Source organism: Janthinobacterium foliorum (genome assembly GCF_978021625.1).
In genome coordinates, this window is record NZ_CDXDQE010000004.1 from 327,937 (window position 1) to 353,326 (window position 25,390).

The following is a 25,390-nucleotide window of genomic DNA, read 5'->3' on the forward strand; positions in this document are numbered from 1 at the left end:
AACAATATTTTACACCTCTTGGTTTACTTTGCTTGAAATCGGAACTACACTGTGTAGTGTAATTTAATCCTTGCATTTTATCTACCGGGGCGCATATGCACCTGCACCGCATCTTATTCTTGGGAGTCCTGATCATCATGAGTTCTTGCACCTTGCGCGCCGAGCCTGCGGCGCCTGTTGAATCTTTACAACGCCACGACGGCAAGTTCCGCAATCCCGTGCAGATGCACAAGCTGGGCACGGCGGCAACGCTCAAGCTGATGTGGACTTTTTTCTTTGACAAGCCTGACAGCACCGTACCTGCCGCCGCCGTGCCCGTGCAAGCGTTAAGCCGGGCGCAGCTGCTGGCCGCCCCCGACAACACCCTGTTTCGCCTCGGTCATTCGACCCTGCTGCTCAAGCTCAACAACGAATTCTTCCTCACGGACCCCGTGTTTTCCCAGCGCGCCTCGCCCGTGCAGTGGGCCGGGCCGAAGCGCTTCCACCAGCCGCCCATCAGCATCGAAGACTTGCCGCCGATCAAGGCCGTCATCCTCTCGCACGACCATTACGATCACCTCGACCATGCCGCCGTGCTGCAGCTGGCTGCCAAGACCGAGCATTTTGTGACGCCGCTGGGCGTGGGCGATACCCTGGTCGCATGGGGCGTGCCGGCAGTTAAGGTGCAGCAGTTCGACTGGTGGCAGGGCACGACGATCGCGGGCGTGAAACTCGTCGCCACGCCATCGCAGCATTTTTCCGGCCGCGGCCTGTTTGACGGCAACAAAACCCTGTGGGCGTCCTGGGTCATCGACGCGCCCGCGGTGCGCGTGTTTTTCAGCGGCGACTCCGGCTATTTCGACGGCTTCAAGCAGATCGGCGACAAGTACGGTCCCTTCGACGTGACCATGATCGAGACGGGCGCCTACGACAAGCTGTGGCCGGACGTGCACATGCAGCCGGAACAGACCCTGCAAGCCCACCTGGACTTGCGCGGCAAGTGGCTGATGCCCGTGCATAACGGCACCTTTGACCTGGGTCTGCACGCCTGGCATGAACCGTTCGACCGCATCGCGGGGCTGGCGGCGAAACAGGGCGTGAACATGGCGACGCCGCGGATGGGCGAGGCGGTCGACCTGGCACAGCCGGCGAAAGGTGAAAAATGGTGGCTGCCGATGCTGGAAGCGGAGATGGCGCGGTAGGCTTGCCTTACGCTGTCACGTCGATCAGGCGGCCCAGGGTCTGGCCATAGCTGTTCAGCTGTGGCGCGCTTTTTGGCGCGGCAGGAGCGGCTTGCTGCGGTACTGGCACCTTGATGGCCTGGTCCAGCTGCGGTGCCTTGACGGCGGCGGGCGCCTCGGCCTGGGCTTGCTGGCTGCTGCGCTGCGTCTGGCTCAAGGTTTCCTGTTCCCGGGCCAGCAATTGACGGCTTTGCGCCAGCTGTTCGCTGTCGCGCTGCACCTGGTTTTGCCCCTGCTCGACCCGGCGTTGCGCCGTGGCCAGCGACGCCTGCAAATTGTTGACGGTGTTGACGGACGTTAGCGATACCACATTGTTCACCTTTGAAAGTATGCCCAAGCGCGCGCGGAAGAGGAGAAGCCGGGCCATTGCGCAGGCGCCAAAAGCGGATGCCGGCGCAACATGTCAGCAGGTAATCTTTACCTGAATCAAGAGTAGGACAAATTCTCGCACAGTTCCAGTAAATTATGCTTTCTTGACAAGCTAATCGTGCGCGGCAGGCGGCGTTGAGCGAACAGGGCCGTCGGCCTGCGTCGTCGATAAAGTAAGTACTTGCTTTCGTTGCCATTGCTTGCCAGTCTGCCATGCGTGGCACACCTTGCGGAGCTGCCGCATTGTGGCCGGAATCAAAATATTATTTTTTAAGCAGCAAATGCGTTGTTGTTTTTTTACCATGCCACCGCCCGGTATCGCGCGGTCTGTTTGGCGCTCTGAGCTATAATTGACGGTCAGAGTTGGTTTCTTTTGCCATACAGACAGGTAGTTAATAATGAATCTCAAGAGCCTCGCAATTGCCCTCGGCATGTCGAAAACGACAGTCAGCAGGGCGTTGAACGGCTATCCGGAAGTCAATTCCCGCACCCGTGAAATTGTCCTGGCCGCCGCCAAAAAGGTAGGCTACCGGCCCAACCCGCTCGCGCGCAGCCTGGCCGTCGGCCGCACCAATGTGCTGGGCATGATTTATCCCTTGCTGCCCAGCGATCTGGGCGACAGCGTCTTTCTTTCCGTGGTGAATGGCATGTCCGATGCCGTCGAGGCGTCGAAGATGAGCCTGATCATCGCTCCCGTCTCGCCGCAGAACGAACAGCCCTCGTATGAAAACATGGTGCGCGGGCGCCAGGTCGATGGCCTGGTGGTAGGGCGCACCAAGGTGGTCGACGAGCGCATCGCGTATTTGACGAAGGTGGATTTCCCCTTTGTCGCCAATGGCCGCACGCGCATCGATGCGCCCTATGCGTATTTTGACTACGACAACGACACGGGCATCGACCTGGCCGTGTCCTTCCTGGCGGTGCACGGCCACCAGCGCATCGCGCTGCTCAGCGCGCCGCTGGACCTGCATTTTGCGCTGGAGCGCAAGGAAAGCTTTATCCGCTGCATGGCGCAAGCGGGTTTGCAAGCCGACCCCCGCTACCTCGTCGACAACTCGCTGGACCGCCGCAGCGGCTACCAGGCCATGCAGCAATTGCTGGCCTGCTCGCCCCGTCCCACGGCCGTCATCGTCGACAACCACTTGTCTGGCGTGGGCGTGGTGCGCGCCCTGATGGACGCGGGCATCGAGATCGGCAAGGAAATCTCCGTCATCGTCTGGGGCAACGTGGAAGACACCTTGATCGGCATCAACGTCACCACCATCGACCAGCCCGACCTGCGCCGCGCGGGCGCCAAGATGGTGGAAATGCTGCAAGCGCTGCTGGCCGGCACGCCGCCGGAACGGTTGCAGGAAATCTGGCAGCCCGTGCTGTTGCCGGGGGCGACGGTGGGGCGCTGCCCGGAGTGATAAAAAAAACGCAGAGCCGAGGCTCTGCGTTTTCATTTCAAGTCCAGCTTGTCAACTTAGGCCGCGCTCTTGCTGCCCTGTGCCAGCACGGCCAGCAATCTCGCCTTGTCCTGGCGATACGTGGTCACGGCCGCTTCCTTGACGTGGCCGAAGCCGCGGATTTTCTCCGGCAGCGATGCCAGTTCCACGCAGGTGCCCAGGTTCTCCGCCGTCAGGTTGACCAGCATGCCCGCCAGCAGTTCGCGGTAGTCGACGATCAGGGCGCGCTCCATCTTGCGCTCGGCCGTATAGCCGAAGACGTCGAAGGTGCCGCCCCTTAAGCCCTTGGCTTTCGCCAGCAGCTTGAAGGCGCGCCACATCCAGGAACCGAATTCCGCCTTCACGAGGTGGCCTTTCGCATCCTTCTTGGCGAACAGCGGCGGCGCCAGGTTGAACTTGACGGAAAAATTGCCCTCGAACTGCTGCTGCAACTGTTCCACGAAACGCCCATCCGTGTACAGGCGCGCCACTTCGTATTCATCCTTGTAGGCCAGCAATTTGAAGTAGCTTTTCGCCACGGCCGTCGACAGTTTCTGGCCCAGGCCCAGGGTGTTTTCGCGGTCGCGCACCTGTTTCACCAGCGTCAGGTAGCCGTCCGCATACGCGGCATTTTGATACGCGGTGAGGAACTCCACGCGCTTCTTGATGACGTTGTCGAGGCTTTGCGGCATCTGCACGACGATGGCTTGCGCCGGTGTGGCGATTTGCGTCACCTTGCGCACGTCGACGGCGGCGCGGCGGCCCCACAGGAAACTTTTCTTGTTGGCCTCGATGCCCACGCCATTCAATTCAATGGCGCGCAGCAGGGCCGCTTCCGTCAGCGGGATGCGGCCCTTTTGCCACGCGTAGCCGAGCATGAACAGGTTGGCGGCGATGGAGTCGCCCATCAGCGCCGTGGCCAGTTTTGTCGCGTCGATGAAGTCGGCCGCGTCCGCGCCGCCCACGGATTCCTCGATCAGCTGGCGCACTTCCGCCGTTGGATATTGCCAGTCGGCATTTTGCGCGAACGTGCCCGGCGGCTGCTCGTGCAGGTTGACGACGGCCAGGCTGCGGCCGGGACGCATTTTCGATACGGCATCCTGCGCGCCGGCCGTCAGCATGTCGCAGCCGAGGATCAGGTCCGCTTCGCCCGTGGCGATGCGCTGGGCGCGGATGTGCGCCGGGGAGCGGGCGATCTTCACGTGCGAGGTGACGGAACCGTTCTTTTGCGACATGCCCGTCATGTCCAGCACGGACGCGCCCTTGCCTTCCAGGTGCGCCGCCATGCCCATCAGGGCGCCCACGGTGATGACGCCCGTGCCGCCGATGCCGTTGATGAGGATGTTGTACGGCGCCTCGCAAGCGGGCAGCACGGGTTCCGGCAGGGGGCCGAAGTTGTCCGTCTCGCCCGCTTTACTGGCCCCCGTTTTCGTCTTTTTCAGGTTGCCGCCCTCGACCGTGACGAAGCTGGGGCAAAAGCCCTTGGCGCATGAATAATCCTTGTTGCACGAGGATTGGTCGATGGTGCGCTTGCGGCCAAATTCCGTTTCCTTCGGCAGGATCGACACGCAGTTCGACTGCACGCCGCAGTCGCCGCAGCCTTCGCAGACGGCGTCGTTGATGACCATGCGTTTGGCAATGTCCGGATACTCGCCTTTTTTCCTTCTCCGGCGTTTTTCCGCCGCGCAGGTCTGGTCGTAGATCAGCACGGACACGCCTTGCACCTCGCGCAATTCGCGCTGCACGGCATCCATGTCCTTGCGGTCGTGCAAGGTCAAGTGCGCGGGCAAGTTCGAGCGGTCGCTGTAGCGCGATAAATCTTCCGTGACCAGGGCGATGCGGGCAATGCCTTCGGCGGCCACCTGCTGCGCCATCATGGGCACGGTGATCAAGCCGTCCACGGGCTGGCCGCCCGTCATGGCGACGGCGTCGTTGTAGAGAATCTTGTAGGTGATGTTCACCTTGGCCGCCTGCGCGGCGCGGATGGCCAGGTAGCCCGAATGGAAATACGTGCCGTCGCCCAGGTTCTGGAACACGTGCGGCAGTTCGGAAAATGCGGCTTGCCCGATCCATGGCGCGCCTTCGCCGCCCATGTGCGTGGTCAGCTTGTTCATTTCCGGGTAGATCGACGTGGCCATCACGTGGCAGCCGATGCCGGCCAGGGCCAGGCTGCCATCGGGCACCTTGGTCGAGGTATTGTGCGGGCAGCCGGAGCAGTAGAAGGCGGGACGGAACGGCGTGTTCACGGCCTTTTTCAGGACCGCATCCTTGGCGTCGAGGAAGCTCAGGCGCGCCTTGATCAGGTCGCAGGTGACGGGGTCGGAAATCAGGCGCGCGATGCGGCTGGCGATGACCCTGGCCACTTGCGAGACGGAAAAATCTGCCTTGGACGTCAGCAGCCATTCGCCGCGCGGCGCCACCCATTCGCCCTTTTCATCGAACTTGCCGATGACGCGGGGGCGCACGTCGTCGCGCCAGTTGTACAGCTGCTCTTTCAACTGGTATTCGACGATCTGGCGCTTTTCTTCGACGACGAGGATTTCATCGAGGCCCTGGGCGAATTCGCGCACGCTGTCCGGTTCCAGCGGCCACGGCATGGCCACCTTGAACAGGCGCATGCCGACGTCGGCCGCCATCTGCTCGTCGATGCCCAGCTCTTCCAGCGCTTCCAGCACGTCCAGGTAAGACTTGCCGGAGGCGATGATGCCCAGCTTGGCGTTCGGGCTGTCGATGGTGGTGTGGTTGAGCTTGTTTTCGCGCGCGTAGGCCAGGGCCGCATAGATCTTGTAGTCCTGCATCAGCGCTTCCTGGTTGCGCGCCTGCTGGCCCAGCGGGATGCTCGACAGGCGCGCGTTCAGGCCGTCTTCGGGCATGTGAAAATCCTGCGGAATTTTCACTTCCACGCGGAACGGGTCGGCATCGATGGAGGCGGACGATTCGACCGTGTCGGCCAGCGCCTTGAAGGCCACCGTGCAGCCGGAAAAGCGCGACATGGCCCAGCCGTGGATGCCCAGGTCCAGGTATTCCTGCACATTGCAGGGATACAGCACGGGAATCATCGAGGCGGAGAACAGGTGATCCGACTGGTGCGGCAGGGTCGAGGAATACGCGCCATGGTCGTCGCCGGCCACCAGCAGCACGCCGCCCAGCTTTGCCGTGCCCGCATGGTTCATGTGCTTGAAGACATCGCCGCAGCGGTCCACGCCCGGGCCCTTGCCGTACCACATGGCGAACACGCCATCGTATTTGGCCGGGCCGATCAGGTCGACCTGCTGCGAGCCCCAGACGGCCGTGGCGGCCAAGTCTTCATTCACGCCGGGCACGAACTGCACGTGGTGCGCTTCCAACTGCTTTTTCGCTTTCCACAGGTTTTCGTCGAGGCCGCCCAGGGGCGAGCCCCGGTAGCCGGAAATGAAGCCGGCCGTGTTCAGTCCGGCGGCCTGGTCGCGCAGGCGCTGCATCATGGGCAGGCGCACGAGGGCCTGGATGCCGGACAGGAAGATGGCGCCCGTGGTGGCCGTGTATTTGTCGTCGAGGCTGACGCTGGTCAAACGGGATGTGTCGGGGGGCGTAGATGGCGCGGCACCGGCGTTTCTAGCGAACGCTGCGGAGCCGTTTTCCGTGGTCACGGACATGGCTGTCTCCAAAAGGGTGTTTCAGATAGCGGCTGTACCAGGGGCGCGCCCGGTAAGGCGCGCACGGTGCAGACGGGCTGGCCGCGTGTAGGCGGCACATAACTAGTTTAAATTTAAAATAGTTAACGTGGTCAGTGTAGAACGGGGAAGAGGAAGGGGCAAATACGCTTTGCCGATGGGGGTATAAGAAATACTTATGCCGTAGGCGCGAGCACGTGGGCGCCCACCCACTGGCCGCTGTGGCACAGCTCGGCAGCCACTTGCAGCACGAGATTTTTCACGGCGTTGCCCGCGTTCGTCAGGGGAATGTTCCTGGAGGCGCACAGGGCCACCGTGCGTGACAGGGTGGGACTGTGGATGGCATAGCTGCGCATGGCGCCGCTTTTCAGCTCGGCCAGCAGCGGTGCGGCGGGCAGGATGGTGGCGCCCATGCCGGCCAGGATGGCCGACTTCAGGATGGCGATGGAGTTGATTTCGATGATGTTGGCCGCCGCCAGGCCCAGTTCGCGGGCGCGGCTGTCGATGCGCGGGCGTACGCCATGCTGCAGGCCCGGCAGGATCAGGGTGGCGGCCAGTGCCTGCTGGAAGGAAACGCCAGCGCCCTCGGGCGCGAAAGGGGAGTCGCTGCGGCAAATGAAACACATTTCTTCTTCCACCAGCGGGCTGCAGGCAAACGGCGTCAGCTGGCCATCGTCGAACAGCACGGCCAGGTTGATGCGGCCCGATTTCAGCTGTTCATTGAGGTTGCCCGTGATCTCTTCCGTCAGTTGCAGGGTGATTTCGGGGTAGCGCGTGCGCGCGGCCAGCAGCAGGGGCAGGGCCAGCGCGCCGGAGATACTGTGCGGCAAGCCCAGGGTGACATTGCCGGATGGCCGCGCGGCGCTTTGCGTGACGGCCGAGCGGGCATCGGCCACCTGCTTCAGGATCGCCTGCGCGTGTTCGTAAAAGATCTTGCCCGCATCGGTGCTGAGCACGCCTTGCGCCGAGCGGTGCAGCAGCTGCACCCCCAGTTCCTCTTCCAGCTGGCGCAGCTGCTGCGTCAGTGCCGGCTGCGCCACGTGCAGGATCAAGGCCGCGCGCGACAGCGAGCCGTGGTCGACGATGGCAACAAAGTAGCGTAATTGGCGTAGTTCCATGGATCCCGGAAGCAGTGCGTGCGCCACTGCGGCGAGTGCGCCGGCAGCAGTGCGGTGAGCGGAAAAAACAGGGTGTTGCGCCGCAGCGCCAAACGCGGCCGGCAAAATAACAATTTTGTTATACTCATTCTAGCGCCTCCGGTGCTCCAGCCGCGTATTTGTGGGATGACAGCATGCTCAAGAAAGTTGATTCGTCTCAATTAAAAGTGGGCATGTACGTCCATGATCTCAGTTGCGACTGGATGACGCATCCGTTCATGCGCAACCGTTTCCTGTTGCGCAGCGAAGACGAGATCCGCAAAATTATCCAGGCCGGCATCCACGACGTGGTGATCGACAGCGGCAAGGGGCTCGACGTGCAGGATGCGCCCACCGTGGCGCAAGCCCAGGCCGAGACGGAACGCGAATTGGTGCAGATCGTCAGCGCGCCGCAAGTGGTCACGCGCGTGTCGCTGGGCATGGAACTGGCGCGCGCCACGCAGGTGCGCCGGCAGGCGTCCAGCCTGGTGCGCACGGTGATGGCCGACGTGCGCCTGGGCAAGGCGGTCGAGCTCGACCGCGTGCAGCACACGGTGCAAGATATCACCGAATCGATCCTGCGCAACCCTGGTGCCCTCGTCGGTTTGCTGCGCATCAAGAACAAGGACGATTACACCTTTTTGCATTCCGTCAGCGTGTGCGCGCTGCTGGTGGCATTTTGCCGCTCGCGCGGGATCGACGCGGCCATTACCCACCAGGCGGGCCTGGGTGGCTTGCTGCATGATACGGGCAAGGCGCTGGTGCCCGACAGCGTGCTGAACAAACCTGGTCCCCTGAGTCCGGAAGAATTCGAGCAGATCAAGCGCCATCCGCGCGATGGCTACGAGATCCTGCGCCAGTCGCCCGAGGTGGGGCCGATTCCGCTCGACATCACCCTGCACCACCACGAACGGCGCGACGGCAGCGGCTATCCGGACCGGCTGGCAGGCGAGGCCATCAGCGAGCTGGCGCAAATGGCCGCCATCGTCGACGTGTATGACGCGCTGACGTCGGACCGCAGCTATCACAAGGGCATTCCCGCCGCCGAGGCCTTGCGCAAGATCTATGAATGGAGCAAATTCCACTTCAATCCCGTGTTTGCCCAGGACTTCATGCGCTGCGTGGGGATTTATCCGGTCGGCACCATGGTGATGCTGGAATCGGGCCGCCTGGCCGTCGTCATCGAGGCGCACGAAAGCAATCTGCTGGCGCCGAAAGTGAATGTGTTTTTCAGTACGAAAAGCAAGACCTACATCAAGCCCGAGACGGTCGACCTGTCGCGCGGCTTCGGCTTTGGCGGCGCCGACAAGATCGTCGGCCATGAGTCGGCCGCCAAGTGGCAGGTCGATCCCATGCGTTTCCTCTCCCTCGCGGATGCCTGATCAGCTTTTGGATGCTTGACCGGGTGTGCCTGCAAAACGTTCAGGGCAAGGCGCGGAGGAGGACGGCGCGCCAGCCATGCCGCCATGGGCGCTCAGTTGAACTTTCTCCGGTGTTCAAGACTCAAAAGAACTCTGCCGTGTCATTCGATGCGATGGTGGTGAGCATGCCTTTCGCCACCAATTCATCGTAGTGGCAAGCCAGGTTGCGGCCATGGCTCTTGGCGTAGTACAGGGCCTGGTCGGCGCGGCCGAGAATGATGACGGGCGCCTCGTAGGCGTTGATGCTGACGTAGCCCACGCTGACGGTCACTCTGCCCACTTGCGGGAAGTCGTGCGCTTCCACGTTGGTGCGGAAGCGGTCGATGATTTTCTGCGCATTTTCCAGGGTGATCGAACGCAGCAGCACGACGAATTCCTCGCCGCCGAAGCGGAAGATGCGGTCTTGCGAGCGGAACGACGATTGCAGCTGGTTGGCGATCAGGATGAGTACTTCATCGCCGTACAGGTGGCCGAATTTATCGTTGACCAGCTTGAAATGGTCGACGTCGATCACGGCCAGCCATTGCCGTTCCGTATCCGTATGGTGGCGCCGCTCTTCATCGACGGGGCGCGGCTTGTCCGTTTCCGGCTCGCCGCGGCTTTGCAGGATTTTTGCCAGCTGGTCGTCGAAGGTCTTGCGGTTCAGCAAACCGGTGAGCGAATCGCGTTCGCTGTAGTCGAGCAGGTTCTGGAAGTTGCGGTACACGCTGACGATGCCGCCGATCACCTGGATGGTGGCACCCGTGTAGGGCGTGGGATTGGTGATTTCCAGGCAGGTGGTGACCTGGTCGCCGATCCAGATGGGCAGCCACAGCAGGTGGCGGCCGTCGGCGCACAGCGTGTCGGCGCTCGCTTCATGGCGCGCGATGCAGGCGGCCAGCGCCGGGTAGTCCGACAGCGGTTCACCCGGCAGCGCAGGGTCGGCATTGTCTTCCATGCGGGCCGCGCTGCCCGCCACGATGATGGCCCGCGAACGCACGAACACCTGGCCACGCACGGTGGTCAGTGCCAGCACACGGGTCTGCGACGCGGAAGCGAGTTCCTGAACCGCCGAGATCACGGAAATGTCGAGCATCGTGTGATCGCGGTGCCCCGTCATGTCCACCATGTGTTTCAGTAGGGAATCCATTGTCGTTCTCTGGAAAGTAGTCACACAAGTGTCGTCATACCAGCATTGCATCAAGCAAGAGCATGTTCGCGTCCGTCTACAAGAAGCCAAGATTTATTTGGTGGCATGACGCTCTGTACCGCCGGGCGAGAGGCCTTTCCAAAGAAGAGCTAAGCAGGATAATGTCTTTTTGCCTAATAGGCAATTAACGTATGCAATATTTCATGTAAATACATGAGATTCCTGCATGGCGTTGCAAAAACCTTGCCCTGACGAAGGCTTTCAATCTTTATCGCAACATTTGCTGGCGCTATCCGTCATTTCAACCAGGCTTGATAATTTCCATATGGAAACTTGTGACGCGTCAATTTGCCGAAACGTGGGCGCTTTATAGTCAATGCAATGGCGCAGAAATTTACGGCAGGAAACATATTAGCAGGAATGGGCAATGTTTCACACCCGATTGCGCCAGGGACTTGTGATTCACTTTTGGGAGCTTGTCATGCATACCTTCCTGTCGGCAGTACAGCAGTTTGTCAAGGATGAGGATGGCATTACGGCAATCGAATACGGCCTGATCGCGGCATTGATGGCCACCGCCATCACCGCCGGTTTCTTGCTGATCAAGACCAACTTGCTGACCGTCCTCACCGACATTTCTGCGAACCTGGTGTTGACGCCCTAAGCGGGTGCCCGCCCCGGGCGAAGTCATCCTCGGGATATTTTTGTGAATTTATGACGAACAGAACCGGATGCTGTGCAAGGCGCCTGCCGCGACGCAGTGCGGGCACTGCCAGCAGCGGGCAGGCCTTGCCGGCCACCTTGCAGGGCGCCGGTCATGCAAGTCAGCAATCACAATAATTGATCGAGGAGGACCGAGTCCGGTGGCGGGTTTTTTTCAGGAGGTGACGCATGCCTGCCTATGCCTTGTGTGATTTGCTGCTGCTGTGCTTTGTGACAGCCGCCGCCGTCAGTGATTTGATCCGCCGCAAGATCCCGAATGCGCTGGTGCTGTCCGGCATCCTCGCCGCGCTGGCCCTGCATGTCTGGCTGTGGCCGCACCAGGTGGCGCCGCTGTGGCTGGGCGGCATGGCCACGGGTTTTTTCCTGTTTCTGCCGTTGTACGTGCTGCGCGGCATGGCCGCCGGCGACGTCAAATTGATCGCCATGGTGGGCGCCTTCGCCGGCCCATGGCCGGTGCTGCAGATCTGTTTTGCCACCTTTGTGCTTGGCGGCCTGATGGCCGTGCTGATGATCACGTATCAGGGCAAGTGGCGCGCCTGCGTGCGCAACCTGCGACAACTGCTGTGGCCGATGATCGCGCGCACGGCCGGCATTCCCCTGGCGCCTGCCGCACTGGCCAGCCAGGCCAGCGTGGGCAACATGCCCTACGGACTGGCCATCGCCCTGGGCAGCCTGGCGGTACAAGGTCGCCATTATTTCTGAGTGGTATTCATTGCTCTGAATCAATGGGCAATGACACCTGCTCGCTAGAATGAAATCTGTTCAACGCAGCCTTTACCGGCTTGGAGACACAGCATGACCGAGGTCGACTATTCCAGTACCGAAAGTATGCCGCGCCCCGCCGACGCGAACCTGATGCCGCCCCTGCCGCCGCAGCCGAAGAGCCTGCGTGAAACGGGATTGGAACGGCAACTGGTGGTCGAGCTGATCGCCAAGCTGATGTTTGTGGGCGGCAAGACGCATCTGTCCGTGCTCACCACGCGCTTGCGCCTGTCGATCAATGTCTTGCGCGAAGTCCTCGATTTCATGGTGACGGAACAGATGGCGGAAGTGGCCTGGCGCGGCGAGTCCGACATCGACGTGCAGTATCAGCTGACGGGGGCCGGCAAGCAGCGCGCCGGCGCTTTCCTCGAGCGCTGCGCCTATATCGGCGCCGCCCCCGTCACCCTGGAAGCCTACCGCGCCATGGTGGCGCGCCAGTCGTGGCTGGCGCAGGAACAAAGGGTCGCCAGCGATGACCTGGCGGCCGTGCTGGGCGGTGTCCATGCGGGACCGGGCATGCTCGACGTGGTCGGCGCAGCCCTGCATTCGGGGCGTTCGCTGCTGCTGTACGGCCCGCCCGGCAGCGGCAAGTCGACTCTGGCGCTGCAGCTGGGACAATTGCTGCATGGCCTCGTGGCCGTACCCTACGCCATCGTCGTCGGCCAGGACATCATCCAGTTATACGACGCGGCGCAGCACTTGCCGCCGGCGCCGCAACACGTCAGCCATGCGCGCCAGGCGCTGGAGCGGCGCAGCACGGATATCCGCTGGGTGCTGTGCCAGCGCCCCGTGATCCACGTGGGGGCCGAGCTCGACGCCGGCATGCTGGAATTGCGCCAGGACGCCAGCGGCGGCTGCTACCAGGCGCCGTTGCACGTGCGCGCCAACAACGGCATGCTGATCGTCGATGACCTGGGCCGCCAGCGTCTCGGCGCGCCGGAATTGCTGACGCGGCTGATGCAACCGCTGGCGCGCGGCGTCGACCAGCTGGGCTTGCCGGGTGGCGTGCATGTCAGCGTGCCGTTCGACAGTGCGCTGGTGCTGGCCACGAATATGGCGCCCGGCGAACTGCTCGATCCCTCCTTGCTGCGCCGCATCGGTTACAAGGTGCAGGTGGGGCCGCTGGGCGACGGCGCGTACCGCGCCCTGTTCCGCCAGCAGTGCCGGGTAGCGGGCATCGCGTTTGACGAGCTGGCCCTGAGCCACCTGATGCAGCAGTTGCATGGCGCCCAGGGGCGGCCCCTGCTGGCCAGCTATCCCCGTGAATTGCTGGCGCGCATCGCCGACTTTGCCGGCTTTGCCGGCAGCGAAGCGCAGCTGACGGTGGCGACCCTGGAGCAAGCCTGGAACAGCCTGTTTGCCAGCTGCGACATGCCGGCCGCCAGCCTGTGCGAGCGTATCGCATGAAAAACCGGCGCGCCCTCCTGATGATGGCCATGGCGGTCGTGCTGGGCCTGCTGGCCGTGCTGCTGGCCTCGCACTGGCTGCTGCGCCAGACGCCGGCCGGCAAGGGCAAGATCGTCGTCGCCGCCAGCGATGTCAACCTGGGCCAGCGCCTGACCCCGGAGATGCTGCGCCTGGCCGAATGGCCGGCGGAAAGCTTGCCGCAGGGCGCGCTGCAAGACCCGCTGACATTGTCCGGGCGCGTGCTGAAAACCAGCGTGCTGCGCGGCGAACCCTTGAGCGAGGCCAAGCTGGCGCCGGCCGGTACCCTGGGTGGCCTGTCGGCCCTGATCACGGAGGGGCGGCGCGCCATCACCGTGCGCGTCAACGACGTGATCGGCGTGGCCGGCTTCGCCTTGCCAGGCAACTATGTCGACATCATCGTGAGTACGCATCAGGATGACGGCGAGCGGAGCGGGGCGCAGGGCCGCAGCATTTCCAAGATCGTGCTCGAACGTATCCTGGTGCTGGCCGTGGCGCAGGAAGTGGGGCGCGATGAGACCAAGCCGCGCGTGGTCAATGCGGTGACCCTGGAAGTGACGCCGGAACAGGCGGAAAACCTGGACCTGGCGCGCAGCGTGGGCACCTTGTCGCTGGTGTTGCGCAACCAGGTCGACCCGCAGCCGGGCGTGACCGCGGGAGCCACCAAGCTGACCCTGCTGGGGGCGAAATCCGAGCCCGAGCCGGAACAGGCCGCGCCGCCCGCGCCGGCCGCCGCCGTGGCGCCGCGTGCGGCCCGCGTGGCGCAGGCGGTCCAGCGCCAGTGCAGCGGCGTCATCGATGGTACGCGCCAGTCGCGCGAGTGTTTTTAGCCCCTTGCCCTGATCAACCATGGACACGCTCACATGAACCGCGCCCTGCTGACACTGTGCTGTTTGCTGCCGCTCGCCAGCGCCGCCGCCGACTCTGGCCCGCGCTGCGGCGGCGAGGCGGCCACGCCCGGCCACCTGCAGCTGCAGGTGGGCAAGTCGAGCATGCTGCGCCTGCCGGAAGCCGTGCTGGCCCGCAGCGTCGGCAATCCGGCCGTGCTGCAAGCCATGCTGGTGGCGCCCGACACCTTGTATGTGGTGGGCGTCGACGTGGGCAGCACGAACATGATTATCCAGGGCAAGAGCGGCGTGTGCAGCGTCGTCAACGTCAGTGTCGGCATGGACCCGGCCGGCCTGCAAGCCACCCTGGCGGCCCTGATGCCGGAAGAAAAAGCCATCCGCGTCACGGCCGTGGCCGATACGCTGGTGCTGTCGGGCACGGTGCAGGATGCGGGCGCCGTGCTGCGTGCCGTCGAGCTGGCGCACGCCTATGTGCGCCGCGCTACCGTGCCGCTGGCCCTGCCCAAGCCGGCCGACGGCAGCGCCGTGCCGCCGCCGGCCGTGGCTGCCTCCGGCGCGGCCACACCGAACAGCCGCATCATCAACATGCTCGACGTCAGTGCGCCGCAGCAAGTGATGCTGGCCGTGCAGATCGCCGAAGTGTCGAAGTCGCTGCTGGAGCGCCTGGAAGTGGGCGCCACCTTGCGCTTCGCCTCCGGCAGCTGGGCCACCACCTTGCTGTCGAATTTTCTCAGCGGCGCGGCGAATGGCTCGCTCGACGTGCGCAAGTCGAACGGCCAGCGGCTGACCATCGAGGCGCAGAAGCAGGATGGCCTGATCCGCATCCTGGCCGAACCGACTGTGATGGCGATCAGCGGGCAGGAGGGCAGTTTCCTGGCCGGTGGCAAGATTTTCATTCCCGTCGGCCAGGACAATAACAAGGTCACCCTGGAAGAGCGCGAATACGGCGTCGGCCTGCGCTTCACGCCCACCGTGCTGGCGGGCGGGCGCATCCATCTGAAGGTGGCGCCGGAAGTGTCGGAATTGTCGCGCGAAGGCGTGGGCATTTCCGCCGCCGGGGTCAGCGGGCGCTCGATCTTGCCGGTGATTACCACGCGGCGCGCCTCGACCACGGTGCAGCTGTTCGATGGCCAGAGCTATGCCATCGGCGGCCTGATCAAGAACAACCAGGTGAGCAATATCACGGGCGTGCCGTGGCTCAGCGAAGTGCCGATCCTCGGCGCGCTGTTTCGCAGCACGGACTTCCAGCACGACCGCACGGAACTGCTGTTTGTCATCACCGCGCATCTGGTGAAACCCCTGCCGCCCGATACGCTGCTGCCGACGGCGCAGCTGACGCCGCCTTCGCGCAAGGATCTGATGTTGGGCGGCATGATGGAAGGGCCGCCGCCCACGGTGCCGCTGCCGGCGCCGGCGCCGCGCGCGGCCGGCGGCTTCGAGCTGAAATGAACGCTGTGCATTGAGAGGGGGAGCCAAGCCATGCCGACATCACTGGTGAGTTCGCTGCGGCGCCTGGCGGCGTTGACCTTGACGCTGCAGCTGGCCGCTTGCGCACATAGCAGCACGCCGCAGCTGGACCAGCGCTTTGGCGACGCCGTGCGTGTGGCCATGGCGCAGCAGGTACGCTATCCGGCCAGCGCCGGCAAGCGCACGCCTGCCGACGGACTGGACGGCCCCAGCGCGCACGCCGCCATGCAGCGCTACCGCGCCTCGTTTGTCGAACCGAATGGCCAGGCGCCGCAGCCGGTGCAGTTCATGCTGGGAGGCGGCAATGGCAAATAGACGCCAGGGCCAGCGCGGCGCGATGATCATCGCCTTTTCCCTGCTGCTCATCGTGATACTGGGCTTTATCGGCCTGGCGCTCGACGTGGGGCAAGTCATCGGCCGCAAGACTGAACTGCAGAACCTGGCCGATAACGCGGCGCTGGCCGCGGCGGCGGAACTGGTGGGGACCTCCGACGGCCTGCTCGCCGCCGTGGCGAAAGCCAGGAGCAGCGCGGCGGACAAGAGCGCCTATCAGCGCCGCATGGAGGGCGCCATTTTGTCGGATACCAGCATCCGTTTTGCCAGCGCCGCCGATGCGCCCGCCGACGGGTGGCATGCGGCGGGCAGCGTGTCCGATCCCGCCACGGCCCTGTTCGTGCGCGTCGATACGCAAGCCAACGAGCCGGCGCTGGGGAAAGTGGCGACCGCCTTCCTGGGCGCCTGGGCGCCGGCGCTGCGCACGCTCGATACGCGGGCGCGCGCCGTGGCCGGCCGTACCAGCTTGCACCTGGCCCCGTTGGCCATCTGCGCGCTGTCGAACCTCGCGGCCAGTCCACGCAAGAACGCGGGGCTGTCGCCGGATGAATTGCTGGAATATGGTTTCCGCCGCGGCGTGGCGTATAACCTGCTGAAGCTCAATCCGCACGGTCCGGCGGCTGAACATTTCGTGCTCAATCCGCTGGGCAAGCCGGGTACCCTGGGCGTGCCGGCGCAGGTCAGCGATGCGGCCATCTTGCCCTTCGTCTGCACGGGCAGCGTGCTGTACCCGCATATCGGCAGCGCGGCGGTGCACGTGCACCGGCCGTTTCCCGCCGCTCTGTGGCCGGCTTTCAATGCCCGCTTCAATCTGCATGCGGGCAGCGGCTGCCACGCGGTCACGGCGCCGCCCGACACGAATATCCGCGCCTTTCCGAACACGGCCTCGAATTGGTGGATGGCGAATACGCCTGACGCGCCCAGTGCGCTCAGCAGCGGCAATCCCCTGCTGTCCGTGGCCGACCCGGAGACGCCGGCGACACCGCCGGCGCTGGGCAGCTATGGACCGCTGTGGTCGTTTGCCAGGGCGGCGAAATACAGCAGCCCGAAACCGGCCGGCGGCTATCTGCCGTTTGCCCCCGGCGACTGGAGCAAGCTGTATCCCGCTACGCCGGCCGCGCCGGCCGCCAAGGCCGGCTATCCGACCAGCGGCACGCCCTACCTGGCGTCGGGATTTCAGACGGTGCCGCTCGGCAACACGGGCGTGGCGCTGCGGCGCGCGCTCAATATCGCCTTGCTGGCGTGCCCCGTGCCGGCCGGCAGCGACGTGCTGGCCCAGGTGCAGGGCATCGGCCGCTTTTACATGACGGCGCCGGCCAGCAATGGCGTGCTGAGCGCCGAATTTGCCGGCGTGGTGGCCGAAGGCACGCTGGCCGGCCCGGCGGAGCTGCTGCAATGAGGCCGCCTCGCCGCGCGGGGCGGCGCCAGGGCGGCGTGGCGGCCATCGAGCTGGCGCTGATCATGCTGTTCTTCATGGGGCTGCTACCCGTGGTGCTGCTGTTCGGCCGCGCGTTCTTCGCTTACACCGTCCTGCAGAAAGGGGCGCATGACGCGGCGCGCTACATGGCCACCTTGCCGCTGCCGCAGATGGCGAATGTCGACACCGCCGCGCAGCACGGCGCGTTTGCGCGGCAAATGGTGGTCGATGCGATGGCGGACACCGCGCCGCAATTGAAGGCCGTCAGCGTGAGTCTGAACTGCCTCTATCTCGACGAAGATTATAACTGCGGCACCTTTGGCAAAGCGCCGACGCAGGTGCGCATCAAGGTGGCCGTGGACATGCGCGTCAGCTTCCTGCCCGACCTGGTGCGCGCCTGGATGCCCGACCTGTGGTCGATACCGCTGCGCGCCAATGCGACCTTGCGCTATGTTAATTAAACCAGGCCAGCGGCACCAGGGCGGCGTGTTTGCCGTCGAATTCGCCATGCTGGCGCTGCTGTTCTTTTTATTTGTCTTTGCCATGCTCGAAGTGGCGCGCGCCATGTATGTCTGGAACATGGTGCACGAGATTACGCGCCGCGCCGCGCGCGCCGCCGCCGTCACCGATTTCAGCAACGCCAGCGCGCTGCAGGCCGTGCGCGAGCACGCCGTGCTGCGCGCCGGCCCCGGCGCCTTGCCGCTGGGCGGGAGCATCAGCGATGCCTATGTGCGCATCGATTATCTGTCGCTGGCCAATGGCACGCCGGCGGCCTTGCCGGTCAGCGCGCTGCCGGGCTGCCCGCAGCGCAACCGCATCAATTGCCTGAACGATCCGCATGGCGCCAGCTGCATCCGTTTCGTGCGCGCCCGTTTGTGCGTGCCCGGTGACGGCGCGCGCTGCGAGAGCGTGCCGTACCGGCCCATCCTGCCCTTGCTGGGGAAGGTGTTTCCGTCCGGCGCGAAGGCCGTGCGCCTGCCCAATGGCGCCACCATGGCCGTGGCCGAGTCGCTGGGCTATGCGGAGAACCCGAATTTCTGCCCTTGAACGCCGCTGCCGGGGCAAGCCGAACATATTGACTTGAAGGAAGTGCGATGAAAGCCTTGATGATCAGCCGCGATGCCAGCTTGCACGATGAAATCGCCGCGCAGGGGGCGGCGCGCATGCCTGTGCTGCGCCTGCTGGAACGGCGCAGCGGCTTGCGCGATGCGGTCGATCGCATGTTGCCGGAGGCGCCGGAACTGGTGATCGTCGACGCCAGCGGCATCGAGGCCGACGAAGCCGATCTGCTGGAACGGCTGGCGCGCCAGTATCCGCTGGCCGTGCTGATGCTGCTCACGCGGGGCCAGCAGCAGGATGTGCTGATCCGCGCCATGCGCGCCGGCATGCGCGAGGTGCTGCAACTGCCGCTGGTGCACAAGGCCTTCCACGAGGCGATGGACCGGGTGGATATCCAGGCCGGCGTGACGCAGATGCGCGACGGCAAGGTGCTGGCCTTCATCTCGTGCAAGGGTGGCAGCGGCGCCACGTTTTTATCGACGAATTTTTCGTATGCGCTGGCCAGCCTGGCTGGCTGCAAGGTCCTGCTGATCGATCTGCACGGCCAGTTTGGCGACGCCACCTTGTACGTGTCGGACCAGAAGCCGAGCATGACCTTGTCGGATATCTGCGCGCAGATCACGCGCATGGATGGCGCCTTTCTCGCTTCCTGCCTGGTGCATGTGACGCCCAATTTCGGCGTGCTGGCGGCGGCCGACGATCCGTCGCACAAGGTGGACATGCAGCCCGAGCACATGGACCGCATCCTGGCCGTGGCGCGCCAGCACTACGACTACATCGTGCTGGACGTGGGACGCCAGATCGATGCGCTGTCGCTGCGCGCGCTCGACAATGCCGACGCCATCTACCCGGTGCTGCAGCTGGCCCTGCCCGATATCCGCGACGGCCGCCGCCTGCTCGATATCTTCCGTTCGCTCGGCTATCCGGGCGAGCGCCTGCGGCTGATCGTCAACCGCTATGAAAAGGGCGGCCGCCTGCGCCTGGCCGACCTGGAGCAGGCGCTGGGCGCCGAGGTGGTGCACACGGTGCCCAACGATTATCTGGCCGCCACCGATTCCGTCAACCAGGGCATTCCGCTGCTGCAGCTGTCGCGCACCAGCGCCGTGGCGCGCAGCCTGGCCGAGCTGGTGGAACTGGTGACGGCGCGCCGCGTGACGGAAAACCGCGGCCTGTTCGACCGCCTGTTCAGCCGCAGCGAGGCTTGAGGCGCGGTGCGGCAGATGCAGTATCAAGGCTCCCGCCGGGAGCCATCATGGGAGCCGAGATGACTTTACGCGAACGCCTGGCGGCGAACGAAACGCTGCGCCCCGCCAGCAATGGACAAGGCGCGCTGGCGCTGCACGCCTACCAGGAGCTGAAAAAAACCATGCACCAGACGATACTCGACCGTATCGACCTGGAGAGACTAAAACGCCTGACGGCCGAGCAGTTCAAGCACGAGCTGGCGCTGCTGGTGCAGCGCGTCATCGAGGAAGAGCGCATCGTCCTCAACCAGCACGAGCGGCATAGCCTGGTGCTCGACATCCAGCACGAGATGCTGGGCTTCGGGCCGCTCGAACCCTTGCTGGCCGACGCCAGCGTGTCCGATATCCTCGTCAATACCTGCGACAAGGTGTATGTCGAACGGGGCGGGCGGCTGCACCTGACGGACGTGACCTTCCACGACAATGCGCACCTGATGAAGATCATCGAAAAAATCGTCTCGCGCGTGGGGCGCCGGGTCGATGAATCGAGCCCGATGGTCGATGCGCGCCTGCCGGACGGTTCGCGTGTGAATGCCATCATCCCGCCGCTGGCCGTCGATGGACCGATTTTATCGATCCGCCGCTTTGCCGTGCAGCCTTTGAGCATCGCCAACCTGCTCGACTACAAGAGCCTGACGCCGCCCATGGTGCAGGTGCTGCAGGCGCTGGGCCAGGCCAAGGTCAACATCCTGATTTCGGGCGGCACGGGCAGCGGCAAGACGACCCTGCTCAACGTGCTGTCCGGCTTTATCCCGGGCAGCGAGCGCATCGTCACCATCGAGGATGCGGCCGAACTGGCGCTGCGCCAGCCGCACGTGGTGCGCCTGGAAACGCGGCCGCCGAATATCGAAGGCAAGGGCGAAGTGAGCCAGCGCGCGCTGGTGCGCAACGCGCTGCGCATGCGCCCCGACCGCATCATCCTGGGCGAGGTGCGCGGCGCCGAGGCGCTCGACATGCTGCAGGCGATGAACACGGGCCATGAGGGTTCCCTGGCGACGATCCACTCGAACACGGCGCGCGATGCGCTGGCGCGGCTGGAAAACATGGTCGGCATGGCCAGCGTGAACCTGACGCCGCGCGCCACGCGCCAGCAGATCTGCTCGGCCGTGACGGTGGTGATGCAGGTGTCGCGCCTGACGGACGGCGCGCGCAAGCTGGTCAGCCTGCAGGAAGTGACGGGCATGGAAGGCGACATCATCGCCATGCATGAAATCTTCCGCTTCGAGCAGACGGGCGTCGATGCCGCCGGCAAGGTGCTGGGCCATTTTTGCGCCACCGGCGTGCGGCCCCGCTTCACGGAACGCCTGCGCATGTTCGGCGCGCCCGTGCCGGACAGCGTCTTCGACCCGGACCGCATCTACGAGTAAGCCAAGCCGCTGCGCGTCGCGTTTGCGGCCACGAATCAGTGCCGCCCGCGACGGTTTTGTTCGACGTTCCAAGGAGGGATCATGGACCTGGTCTTCTATGGCTTTGCCGTGCTGCTGTTCGCCGCCTGCATCCTGATGGTGGAAGGGGCCTGGCTGTGGTGGTCGGGCACGCACGGCAGCGCGGCGCGGCGCATCAACCGGCGCCTGCGCCTGATGGCGGCGCGCGGCGAGGCGGGCAGCGAGCGGGTATCCATCCTCAAGCAGCGCCGCTATGCGCGCGCGCCTGGCCTGGACCGCTGGCTGCGCCGCGCGCCGCATGCCGCGCAGCTAGATCACCTGCTGCTGCAATCGGGCTTGTCGTGGTCGGTGGCGCAGTTCCTCGGCGGCGCCGGCGGCCTGCTGCTGGCGGCACTGCTGCTGTTGACCGTCTGGAGCCTGCCCTTGCCGGGCGCCTTGCTGCTGCTGGGCGTGGCCGCTGGCGGGCCCCTCATGTTCGTGCTGCGCGCGCGCGCGGCGCGGCTGCAGAAGATCGAGGCGCAGTTGCCGGAGGCGGCCGATTTCCTCGCCCGCGCGCTGCGCGCCGGCCACTCGTTTTCCAACGTGCTGCAAATGGTCGGCGATGAGTTGAGCGAGCCGATCAGCGGTGAATTCAAGATGGCGCACGAAGAAATCAATTACGGCGTGCCGATGAACGAAGCGCTGCAAAACCTGGCCGCGCGCATCCCGCTGACGGACTTGCGCTACCTCGTCATCGCCGTGCTGGTGCAGCGCGAATCGGGCGGGAACCTGGCCGAAGTGCTGGTCAGCATCGCGCGCATCATCCGCGCCCGGCTAAAGCTGCTGGGACAGGTGCGCGTGCTGTCGGCCGAGGGACGCATGTCGGCGTGGGTGCTGGGGCTGATGCCGGTGGTCATGATCGGCGTCATGGCGCTGGTGAATCCGCAATATATCCGCCTGCTGTGGACCGATCCCAGCGGCATCAGGCTGCTGTGGTATGCGGCCGGCATGGTGGTGCTGGGCGTCGTCTGGATGCGCAAGGTGATCCGCATCCGCATTTGACAAAGGCGCTGGAAAAAGTCCATGGCGTGGTGGCGTCGCCCCGCCGTTCCTGCGTGCTGTCTTCGGCGATGCGCCGGGTCGTGCACGTTTATCGTTGGCCGATGCGAGGAGAAACACATCATGACCGGTGCGCAACTGCTGTTTCTCGCGATCGTCTTTGCCGTGGTGGTGGCGCTGGCCCTGCTGGCGTGGCTGATCTTCTTTCCCGGCGCCTTGCGCCAGCGCCTGTTCGGCGCCATGGCGCCGGCCGCCAGCGACACGGTCGCTGAACATGGCTGGGTCGAGCGGGTGGCGCGCGCGGCGCAGCCCTTCAGCAAGCTGTCGCTGCCGGAAGAAGGCTGGGAGCGTTCGCCGCTGCGCACGCGCTTCATGAACGCGGGCTGGCGGCAGGCCGGCGCGCCGGCCTTGTATTTCGCGGCGAAGACCGTGCTGGCGCTGCTGTTTCCCACCGTGCTGGGCCTGTATGCGGCCAGCGCCATGGCGGCCCAGCTGCGCAGCGTGCTGCTGCTGTTGCTGTGCGTGAGCGCCACCTTCGGCTACTACCTGCCGAACCTGGTGCTGGCCAGCACGGCCAAGCGGCGCCAGCGCGACATCTTTGAAAACATCCCCGACGCGCTCGACCTGCTGACGGTGTGCGTGGAGGCGGGCCTGAGCCTGGAGCGCGCGCTGGTGAAAGTGTCGGGCGAGATCCACATCAAGAGCGTGGTGCTGGCGCAGGAATTGCAGCTGGTGCTGATGGAAATGCGCGCCGGCTTCTCCAAGGACAAGGCGCTGCGCAACCTGGCCCTGCGCAGCGGCGTGGAAGATGTCGATACCCTCGTCGCCATGCTGATTCAGTCGGAACGTTTCGGCACCAGCATGGGCGATTCGCTGCGCGTGCATTCGGAAAACCTGCGCAGCAAGCGCAGCCTGCTGGCCGAGGAGGCGGCGGCGAAGATCGCCTTGAAATTGCTGTTTCCGCTGATTTTTTGCGTCTTTCCCACCCTCATGCTGGTACTCATGGGGCCGGCCGTGATCGAAGTCTATCGCGTGCTCGTGCCCGCCATGGCCAACCGCTGAAAGGAGCTATCATGCGCTGGACAATTTCCCGTTTGACCGCCACCTGCGCCTGCCTGGGCCTGGGCGCCTGCGCCAGCCACACGGCGCAGGCGCCACGCGCAACGCCGGCCGATGCCGACCTTGCCTATGCGGCGGGCCGGCGCCATTTTGACGCCGGCGAGCTGTCCGCGGCGCAAGCCGCCTATGAACAGGCCTTGCGCAGCGCGCCGCGGCATGTGAATGCGGGCAATGGCCTGGCCGTGCTGCATGCGCAGCGGGGCGAGCATGACGCCGCGATTGCCCGGTGGCTGGCCTTGACGCAGGATGCCGGCACGCCGCGCCCGCAGCAGGCCTACCTGTTCAGCAATCTTGGCCATGCCTATTATTTGAGCGGACGCGATGCGCTGGCTTTGCCGGCGCTGGAACAGGCGTGCCTGCTCGACCCGCTCAATGCGCTGGCCTGGCAGCACCTGGCGCTGGTGCTGGAGCGCCTGGGCCAGCACGAGCGGGCCGCCGTCATGCGGCGCCAGGCGCACAGTCTGCTGGAGCACGACTTGCGCCGCGATGTGGCCTTGCTGCAGTCCGCCGCACCGCCGCAGCCGGCGCCCGTGCAAGCGGCTCCCGCCATGGCGCGCATCGACATCACGCAGAGCGACGGCATGGCCCGCTTGCAGCGCGTGCCGGCGGTTTCCGCCACGCCCGCTACCGCGCTGGCGCGGCCAGCCGGGACAGCGGGACACCTCCCGGCGGCCAGCATGCCGCGTCCCCGCCTGGAAATCCTGAATGGCAACGGCGTGCCCGGCATGGCCGCCGCGCTGGCGCGCAGCCTGGCTGGCGGACCCGTGCAAGTGGTGCGCCTGGGCAATGAGAGCGGTTTCCAGGTGACGCATACGCGCGTGGAATACCGGCCCGCGCAGGAACCGGCGGCCCGCCAGCTGGCCCGTCAGCTGGGTCCCCAGGTACAGGCCGTGCCCGCCGCCTGTCCCGCCAGCGACCTGCGGCTGATCCTCGGGCATGACCTTGGCGACCCCGCCATGCTGCACCGCTATTACGTGCAGCAGCTGCAACTGGCGCGCCAGGCGCTGGCGCGGCTGGGTTGAAGCGCCTGTCGAGGCAAAAAAAACGGCGCCCTTGCGGCGCCGCTCTTTTGCCTGCCGCCCGTTAGCGCGGCCGGCGCCGCCGCGTAAAGGCCAGGGCCGCCAATCCTGTGCCCAGCAGGAACAGCGTGCCTGGCTCGGGTACGGCCAGCGGCGGGTCGATGACGACGATATCGGTGCGCGTGGACTTGGAAAAATTCAAGGTATAGCTGCCGGCGGGTAGGGCGAAATTCGAGGTCAGGGAAAACATGGCAAAGCCATTCGTGAACGCGCGCGGGGTGGCGGGATCGTTGGTGCCGGTCGTCATGTTCAGGCTGAACGGGTCCAGGCTGCCCACCGTGTGGTTGCCGTTGATGTCGCTGCCATTGTTGGGGTCGCCATCGGGCGCGAACTGGAAGATCACGCCGTCGGCGTTCGCGTTCGACAGGCAGCCGACGGGGCTGGCGCTGTTGCACGAAATATTGAAGATATCCATGATCGACACGTTCGACTTGTCGCCCATGGTCGTCACGTTGGTGCGCAAGTCGCGCCGTCCCATGAAGCTGAAGGTGATGAAGCCGGCGCTCGACAGGGTCAGGTTGATGGAGCCGGTCAGCGTGTCGCCGGCCGTGGCCGTGGCGGCGCCCACCGTGTTGCGCTGTGCTTCCGCCACGGCGCTGACGGTGGCGCCGCCATTGAGCATGTTGCCGAAGGCATGCGCATCGCCGCGGGCGAACTCGAGCGCGGTGGTGGGGGCGTAGTGGTTTTGCGGCGCAGCGCCGCAGCCGCTGCCCGAGCACACTTGCAGCACGTCGGCGTTGGCGGCCGGTCCCGTATTGACGGCGCGCGGATTGACGGCCACGCCGCCTTCGAAAAACGCGCTGTCGCTGGCATTGCGGTTGGCGCCGGCCAGCGACAGGCTGCCGGCGCTGGTGGTGATGCGGAAATTATTCAACTCGTTGACGGCCAGGCCATACGCGCCAGCCTGCGCCTGGCCGCTGGCCAGCAAGCCGGCGGTGGCCAGTACGCCCAGCCATCCCATGGCCTTGCTTCGTGTGTGATCGACGTTCATCGCAGCCTCATTATCGTGGTCATTGTCGGAAGTGACATCCGGGGTGACGCTCCAGGCCGCTTGCCTGGATGCATCTCGTAGACAGTGATAAGCAGCTTGCGTGCCACAAAATAAAAGAACGTCGAATCAACGACTTGCGCGAAGC

22 protein-coding genes are annotated in these 25,390 nt (G+C 64.8%); 17 read left to right on the forward strand and 5 right to left on the reverse strand.

All coding sequences use genetic code 11. The features are described 5' to 3' along the window. Positions 1 to 137 precede the first annotated feature (137 nt). A complete protein-coding gene (locus ACZ92H_RS11740; protein WP_465049458.1) occupies positions 138 to 1,181 on the forward strand; it encodes an MBL fold metallo-hydrolase in 1,044 nt (347 codons plus the stop codon). Positions 1,182 to 1,188: 7 nt separating this feature from the next. Here the strand turns inward: ACZ92H_RS11740 and ACZ92H_RS11745 are convergent, their stop codons facing one another. Further along, positions 1,189 to 1,530, reverse strand: coding sequence for a hypothetical protein (locus ACZ92H_RS11745; protein ID WP_131374579.1), 342 nt, complete (start codon positions 1,528 to 1,530; stop codon positions 1,189 to 1,191). Positions 1,531 to 1,987: 457 nt separating this feature from the next. Between ACZ92H_RS11745 and ACZ92H_RS11750 the strand changes: the two genes are divergently transcribed. Beyond that, entirely contained in the window at positions 1,988 to 2,998 is a 1,011-nt protein-coding gene (locus ACZ92H_RS11750) for a substrate-binding domain-containing protein (RefSeq protein ID WP_131374577.1), read from the forward strand. Positions 2,999 to 3,054: 56 nt separating this feature from the next. On the opposite strand, the gene ACZ92H_RS11755 is transcribed toward ACZ92H_RS11750, so the two are convergent. Together ACZ92H_RS11755 and ACZ92H_RS11760 are read right to left on the reverse strand one after the other, a co-directional pair. Further along, the gene (locus ACZ92H_RS11755; protein WP_465049459.1) at positions 3,055 to 6,651 is read right to left on the reverse strand and encodes an indolepyruvate ferredoxin oxidoreductase family protein; all 3,597 of its coding nucleotides are present in this window, start codon (positions 6,649 to 6,651) and stop codon (positions 3,055 to 3,057) included. A gap of 194 nt (positions 6,652 to 6,845) precedes the next feature. Then, positions 6,846 to 7,787, reverse strand: a complete 942-nt coding sequence (locus ACZ92H_RS11760; protein ID WP_465049460.1) for a LysR substrate-binding domain-containing protein — start codon at positions 7,785 to 7,787, stop codon at positions 6,846 to 6,848. A 173-nt stretch (positions 7,788 to 7,960) separates the two neighbouring features. Here ACZ92H_RS11760 and ACZ92H_RS11765 point away from each other — a divergent pair, with 173 nt between their 5' ends. Continuing rightward, positions 7,961 to 9,187 carry an HD-GYP domain-containing protein gene (locus ACZ92H_RS11765; protein ID WP_131374572.1) on the forward strand — a complete coding sequence of 409 codons (1,227 nt, stop codon included), beginning with the start codon at positions 7,961 to 7,963 and terminating at the stop codon, positions 9,185 to 9,187. Positions 9,188 to 9,308: 121 nt separating this feature from the next. Here ACZ92H_RS11765 and ACZ92H_RS11770 read toward each other — a convergent pair whose 3' ends face one another. Next, entirely contained in the window at positions 9,309 to 10,355 is a 1,047-nt protein-coding gene (locus tag ACZ92H_RS11770) for a GGDEF domain-containing protein (protein WP_131374570.1), read from the reverse strand. Positions 10,356 to 10,836: 481 nt separating this feature from the next. Here ACZ92H_RS11770 and ACZ92H_RS11775 point away from each other — a divergent pair, with 481 nt between their 5' ends. The 14 genes from ACZ92H_RS11775 (at position 10,837) to ACZ92H_RS11840 (ending at position 24,197) form a co-directional block, all read left to right on the forward strand. Next, complete coding sequence (locus ACZ92H_RS11775; protein WP_092798663.1) at positions 10,837 to 11,019, forward strand: Flp family type IVb pilin; 183 nt, start codon at positions 10,837 to 10,839, stop codon at positions 11,017 to 11,019. A 227-nt stretch (positions 11,020 to 11,246) separates the two neighbouring features. Then, positions 11,247 to 11,780, forward strand: a complete 534-nt coding sequence (locus ACZ92H_RS11780) for an A24 family peptidase (protein ID WP_131374569.1) — start codon at positions 11,247 to 11,249, stop codon at positions 11,778 to 11,780. Positions 11,781 to 11,873: 93 nt separating this feature from the next. Then, complete coding sequence (locus tag ACZ92H_RS11785; protein ID WP_465049461.1) at positions 11,874 to 13,247, forward strand: DUF8689 domain-containing protein; 1,374 nt, start codon at positions 11,874 to 11,876, stop codon at positions 13,245 to 13,247. Continuing rightward, complete coding sequence (gene cpaB / locus ACZ92H_RS11790) at positions 13,244 to 14,095, forward strand: Flp pilus assembly protein CpaB (RefSeq protein WP_465049462.1); 852 nt, start codon at positions 13,244 to 13,246, stop codon at positions 14,093 to 14,095. Before ACZ92H_RS11785 ends, cpaB begins: the two co-directional genes overlap by 4 nt. A gap of 33 nt (positions 14,096 to 14,128) precedes the next feature. After that, on the forward strand, positions 14,129 to 15,562 hold the full coding sequence (locus ACZ92H_RS11795; protein ID WP_465049463.1) for a type II and III secretion system protein family protein: 1,434 nt from the start codon (positions 14,129 to 14,131) through the stop codon (positions 15,560 to 15,562). A 30-nt stretch (positions 15,563 to 15,592) separates the two neighbouring features. Beyond that, on the forward strand, positions 15,593 to 15,895 hold the full coding sequence (locus ACZ92H_RS11800; RefSeq protein WP_465049464.1) for a hypothetical protein: 303 nt from the start codon (positions 15,593 to 15,595) through the stop codon (positions 15,893 to 15,895). After that, positions 15,885 to 17,312 carry a pilus assembly protein TadG-related protein gene (locus tag ACZ92H_RS11805; RefSeq protein ID WP_465049466.1) on the forward strand — a complete coding sequence of 476 codons (1,428 nt, stop codon included), beginning with the start codon at positions 15,885 to 15,887 and terminating at the stop codon, positions 17,310 to 17,312. The genes ACZ92H_RS11800 and ACZ92H_RS11805 overlap by 11 nt, the downstream gene beginning before the upstream one ends. Beyond that, complete coding sequence (locus ACZ92H_RS11810; protein ID WP_465049468.1) at positions 17,309 to 17,791, forward strand: TadE/TadG family type IV pilus assembly protein; 483 nt, start codon at positions 17,309 to 17,311, stop codon at positions 17,789 to 17,791. The genes ACZ92H_RS11805 and ACZ92H_RS11810 overlap by 4 nt, the downstream gene beginning before the upstream one ends. Next, on the forward strand, positions 17,781 to 18,377 hold the full coding sequence (locus ACZ92H_RS11815) for a TadE/TadG family type IV pilus assembly protein (protein ID WP_465049470.1): 597 nt from the start codon (positions 17,781 to 17,783) through the stop codon (positions 18,375 to 18,377). Before ACZ92H_RS11810 ends, ACZ92H_RS11815 begins: the two co-directional genes overlap by 11 nt. Before the next feature lie 47 nt (positions 18,378 to 18,424). After that, entirely contained in the window at positions 18,425 to 19,594 is a 1,170-nt protein-coding gene (locus ACZ92H_RS11820) for a CpaE/TadZ family protein (protein ID WP_131374554.1), read from the forward strand. Between the two features lie 59 nt (positions 19,595 to 19,653). Continuing rightward, the gene (locus ACZ92H_RS11825; protein ID WP_465049472.1) at positions 19,654 to 21,000 is read left to right on the forward strand and encodes a TadA family conjugal transfer-associated ATPase; all 1,347 of its coding nucleotides are present in this window, start codon (positions 19,654 to 19,656) and stop codon (positions 20,998 to 21,000) included. 81 nt (positions 21,001 to 21,081) lie between these two features. Further along, positions 21,082 to 22,059, forward strand: coding sequence for a type II secretion system F family protein (locus ACZ92H_RS11830; protein ID WP_131374549.1), 978 nt, complete (start codon positions 21,082 to 21,084; stop codon positions 22,057 to 22,059). Between the two features lie 120 nt (positions 22,060 to 22,179). Continuing rightward, positions 22,180 to 23,118, forward strand: coding sequence for a type II secretion system F family protein (locus ACZ92H_RS11835; protein ID WP_465049474.1), 939 nt, complete (start codon positions 22,180 to 22,182; stop codon positions 23,116 to 23,118). A gap of 11 nt (positions 23,119 to 23,129) precedes the next feature. Further along, positions 23,130 to 24,197, forward strand: a complete 1,068-nt coding sequence (locus ACZ92H_RS11840) for a LytR C-terminal domain-containing protein (protein WP_465049475.1) — start codon at positions 23,130 to 23,132, stop codon at positions 24,195 to 24,197. Positions 24,198 to 24,258: 61 nt separating this feature from the next. Here ACZ92H_RS11840 and ACZ92H_RS11845 read toward each other — a convergent pair whose 3' ends face one another. Then, positions 24,259 to 25,245, reverse strand: coding sequence for an EDSAP-1 family PEP-CTERM protein (locus tag ACZ92H_RS11845; protein ID WP_465049476.1), 987 nt, complete (start codon positions 25,243 to 25,245; stop codon positions 24,259 to 24,261). Positions 25,246 to 25,390: the final 145 nt, after the last annotated feature.

Bases quoted from the DNA above. Each gene is read 5' to 3' on its own strand.
- ACZ92H_RS11740 (WP_465049458.1), top strand. From the start codon at position 138: ATGAGTTCTTGCACCTTGCGCGCCGAGCCTGCGGCGCCTGTTGAATCT.
- ACZ92H_RS11750 (WP_131374577.1), top strand. From the start codon at position 1,988: ATGAATCTCAAGAGCCTCGCAATTGCCCTCGGCATGTCGAAAACGACA.
- ACZ92H_RS11755 (WP_465049459.1), bottom strand. From the start codon at position 6,651: ATGTCCGTGACCACGGAAAACGGCTCCGCAGCGTTCGCTAGAAACGCC.
- ACZ92H_RS11760 (WP_465049460.1), bottom strand. From the start codon at position 7,787: ATGGAACTACGCCAATTACGCTACTTTGTTGCCATCGTCGACCACGGC.
- ACZ92H_RS11765 (WP_131374572.1), top strand. From the start codon at position 7,961: ATGCTCAAGAAAGTTGATTCGTCTCAATTAAAAGTGGGCATGTACGTC.
- ACZ92H_RS11770 (WP_131374570.1), bottom strand. From the start codon at position 10,355: ATGGATTCCCTACTGAAACACATGGTGGACATGACGGGGCACCGCGAT.
- ACZ92H_RS11775 (WP_092798663.1), top strand. From the start codon at position 10,837: ATGCATACCTTCCTGTCGGCAGTACAGCAGTTTGTCAAGGATGAGGAT.
- ACZ92H_RS11780 (WP_131374569.1), top strand. From the start codon at position 11,247: ATGCCTGCCTATGCCTTGTGTGATTTGCTGCTGCTGTGCTTTGTGACA.
- ACZ92H_RS11785 (WP_465049461.1), top strand. From the start codon at position 11,874: ATGACCGAGGTCGACTATTCCAGTACCGAAAGTATGCCGCGCCCCGCC.
- cpaB (WP_465049462.1), top strand. From the start codon at position 13,244: ATGAAAAACCGGCGCGCCCTCCTGATGATGGCCATGGCGGTCGTGCTG.
- ACZ92H_RS11795 (WP_465049463.1), top strand. From the start codon at position 14,129: ATGAACCGCGCCCTGCTGACACTGTGCTGTTTGCTGCCGCTCGCCAGC.
- ACZ92H_RS11800 (WP_465049464.1), top strand. From the start codon at position 15,593: ATGCCGACATCACTGGTGAGTTCGCTGCGGCGCCTGGCGGCGTTGACC.
- ACZ92H_RS11805 (WP_465049466.1), top strand. From the start codon at position 15,885: ATGGCAAATAGACGCCAGGGCCAGCGCGGCGCGATGATCATCGCCTTT.
- ACZ92H_RS11810 (WP_465049468.1), top strand. From the start codon at position 17,309: ATGAGGCCGCCTCGCCGCGCGGGGCGGCGCCAGGGCGGCGTGGCGGCC.
- ACZ92H_RS11815 (WP_465049470.1), top strand. From the start codon at position 17,781: ATGTTAATTAAACCAGGCCAGCGGCACCAGGGCGGCGTGTTTGCCGTC.
- ACZ92H_RS11820 (WP_131374554.1), top strand. From the start codon at position 18,425: ATGAAAGCCTTGATGATCAGCCGCGATGCCAGCTTGCACGATGAAATC.
- ACZ92H_RS11825 (WP_465049472.1), top strand. From the start codon at position 19,654: ATGACTTTACGCGAACGCCTGGCGGCGAACGAAACGCTGCGCCCCGCC.
- ACZ92H_RS11830 (WP_131374549.1), top strand. From the start codon at position 21,082: ATGGACCTGGTCTTCTATGGCTTTGCCGTGCTGCTGTTCGCCGCCTGC.
- ACZ92H_RS11835 (WP_465049474.1), top strand. From the start codon at position 22,180: ATGACCGGTGCGCAACTGCTGTTTCTCGCGATCGTCTTTGCCGTGGTG.
- ACZ92H_RS11840 (WP_465049475.1), top strand. From the start codon at position 23,130: ATGCGCTGGACAATTTCCCGTTTGACCGCCACCTGCGCCTGCCTGGGC.
- ACZ92H_RS11845 (WP_465049476.1), bottom strand. From the start codon at position 25,245: ATGAACGTCGATCACACACGAAGCAAGGCCATGGGATGGCTGGGCGTA.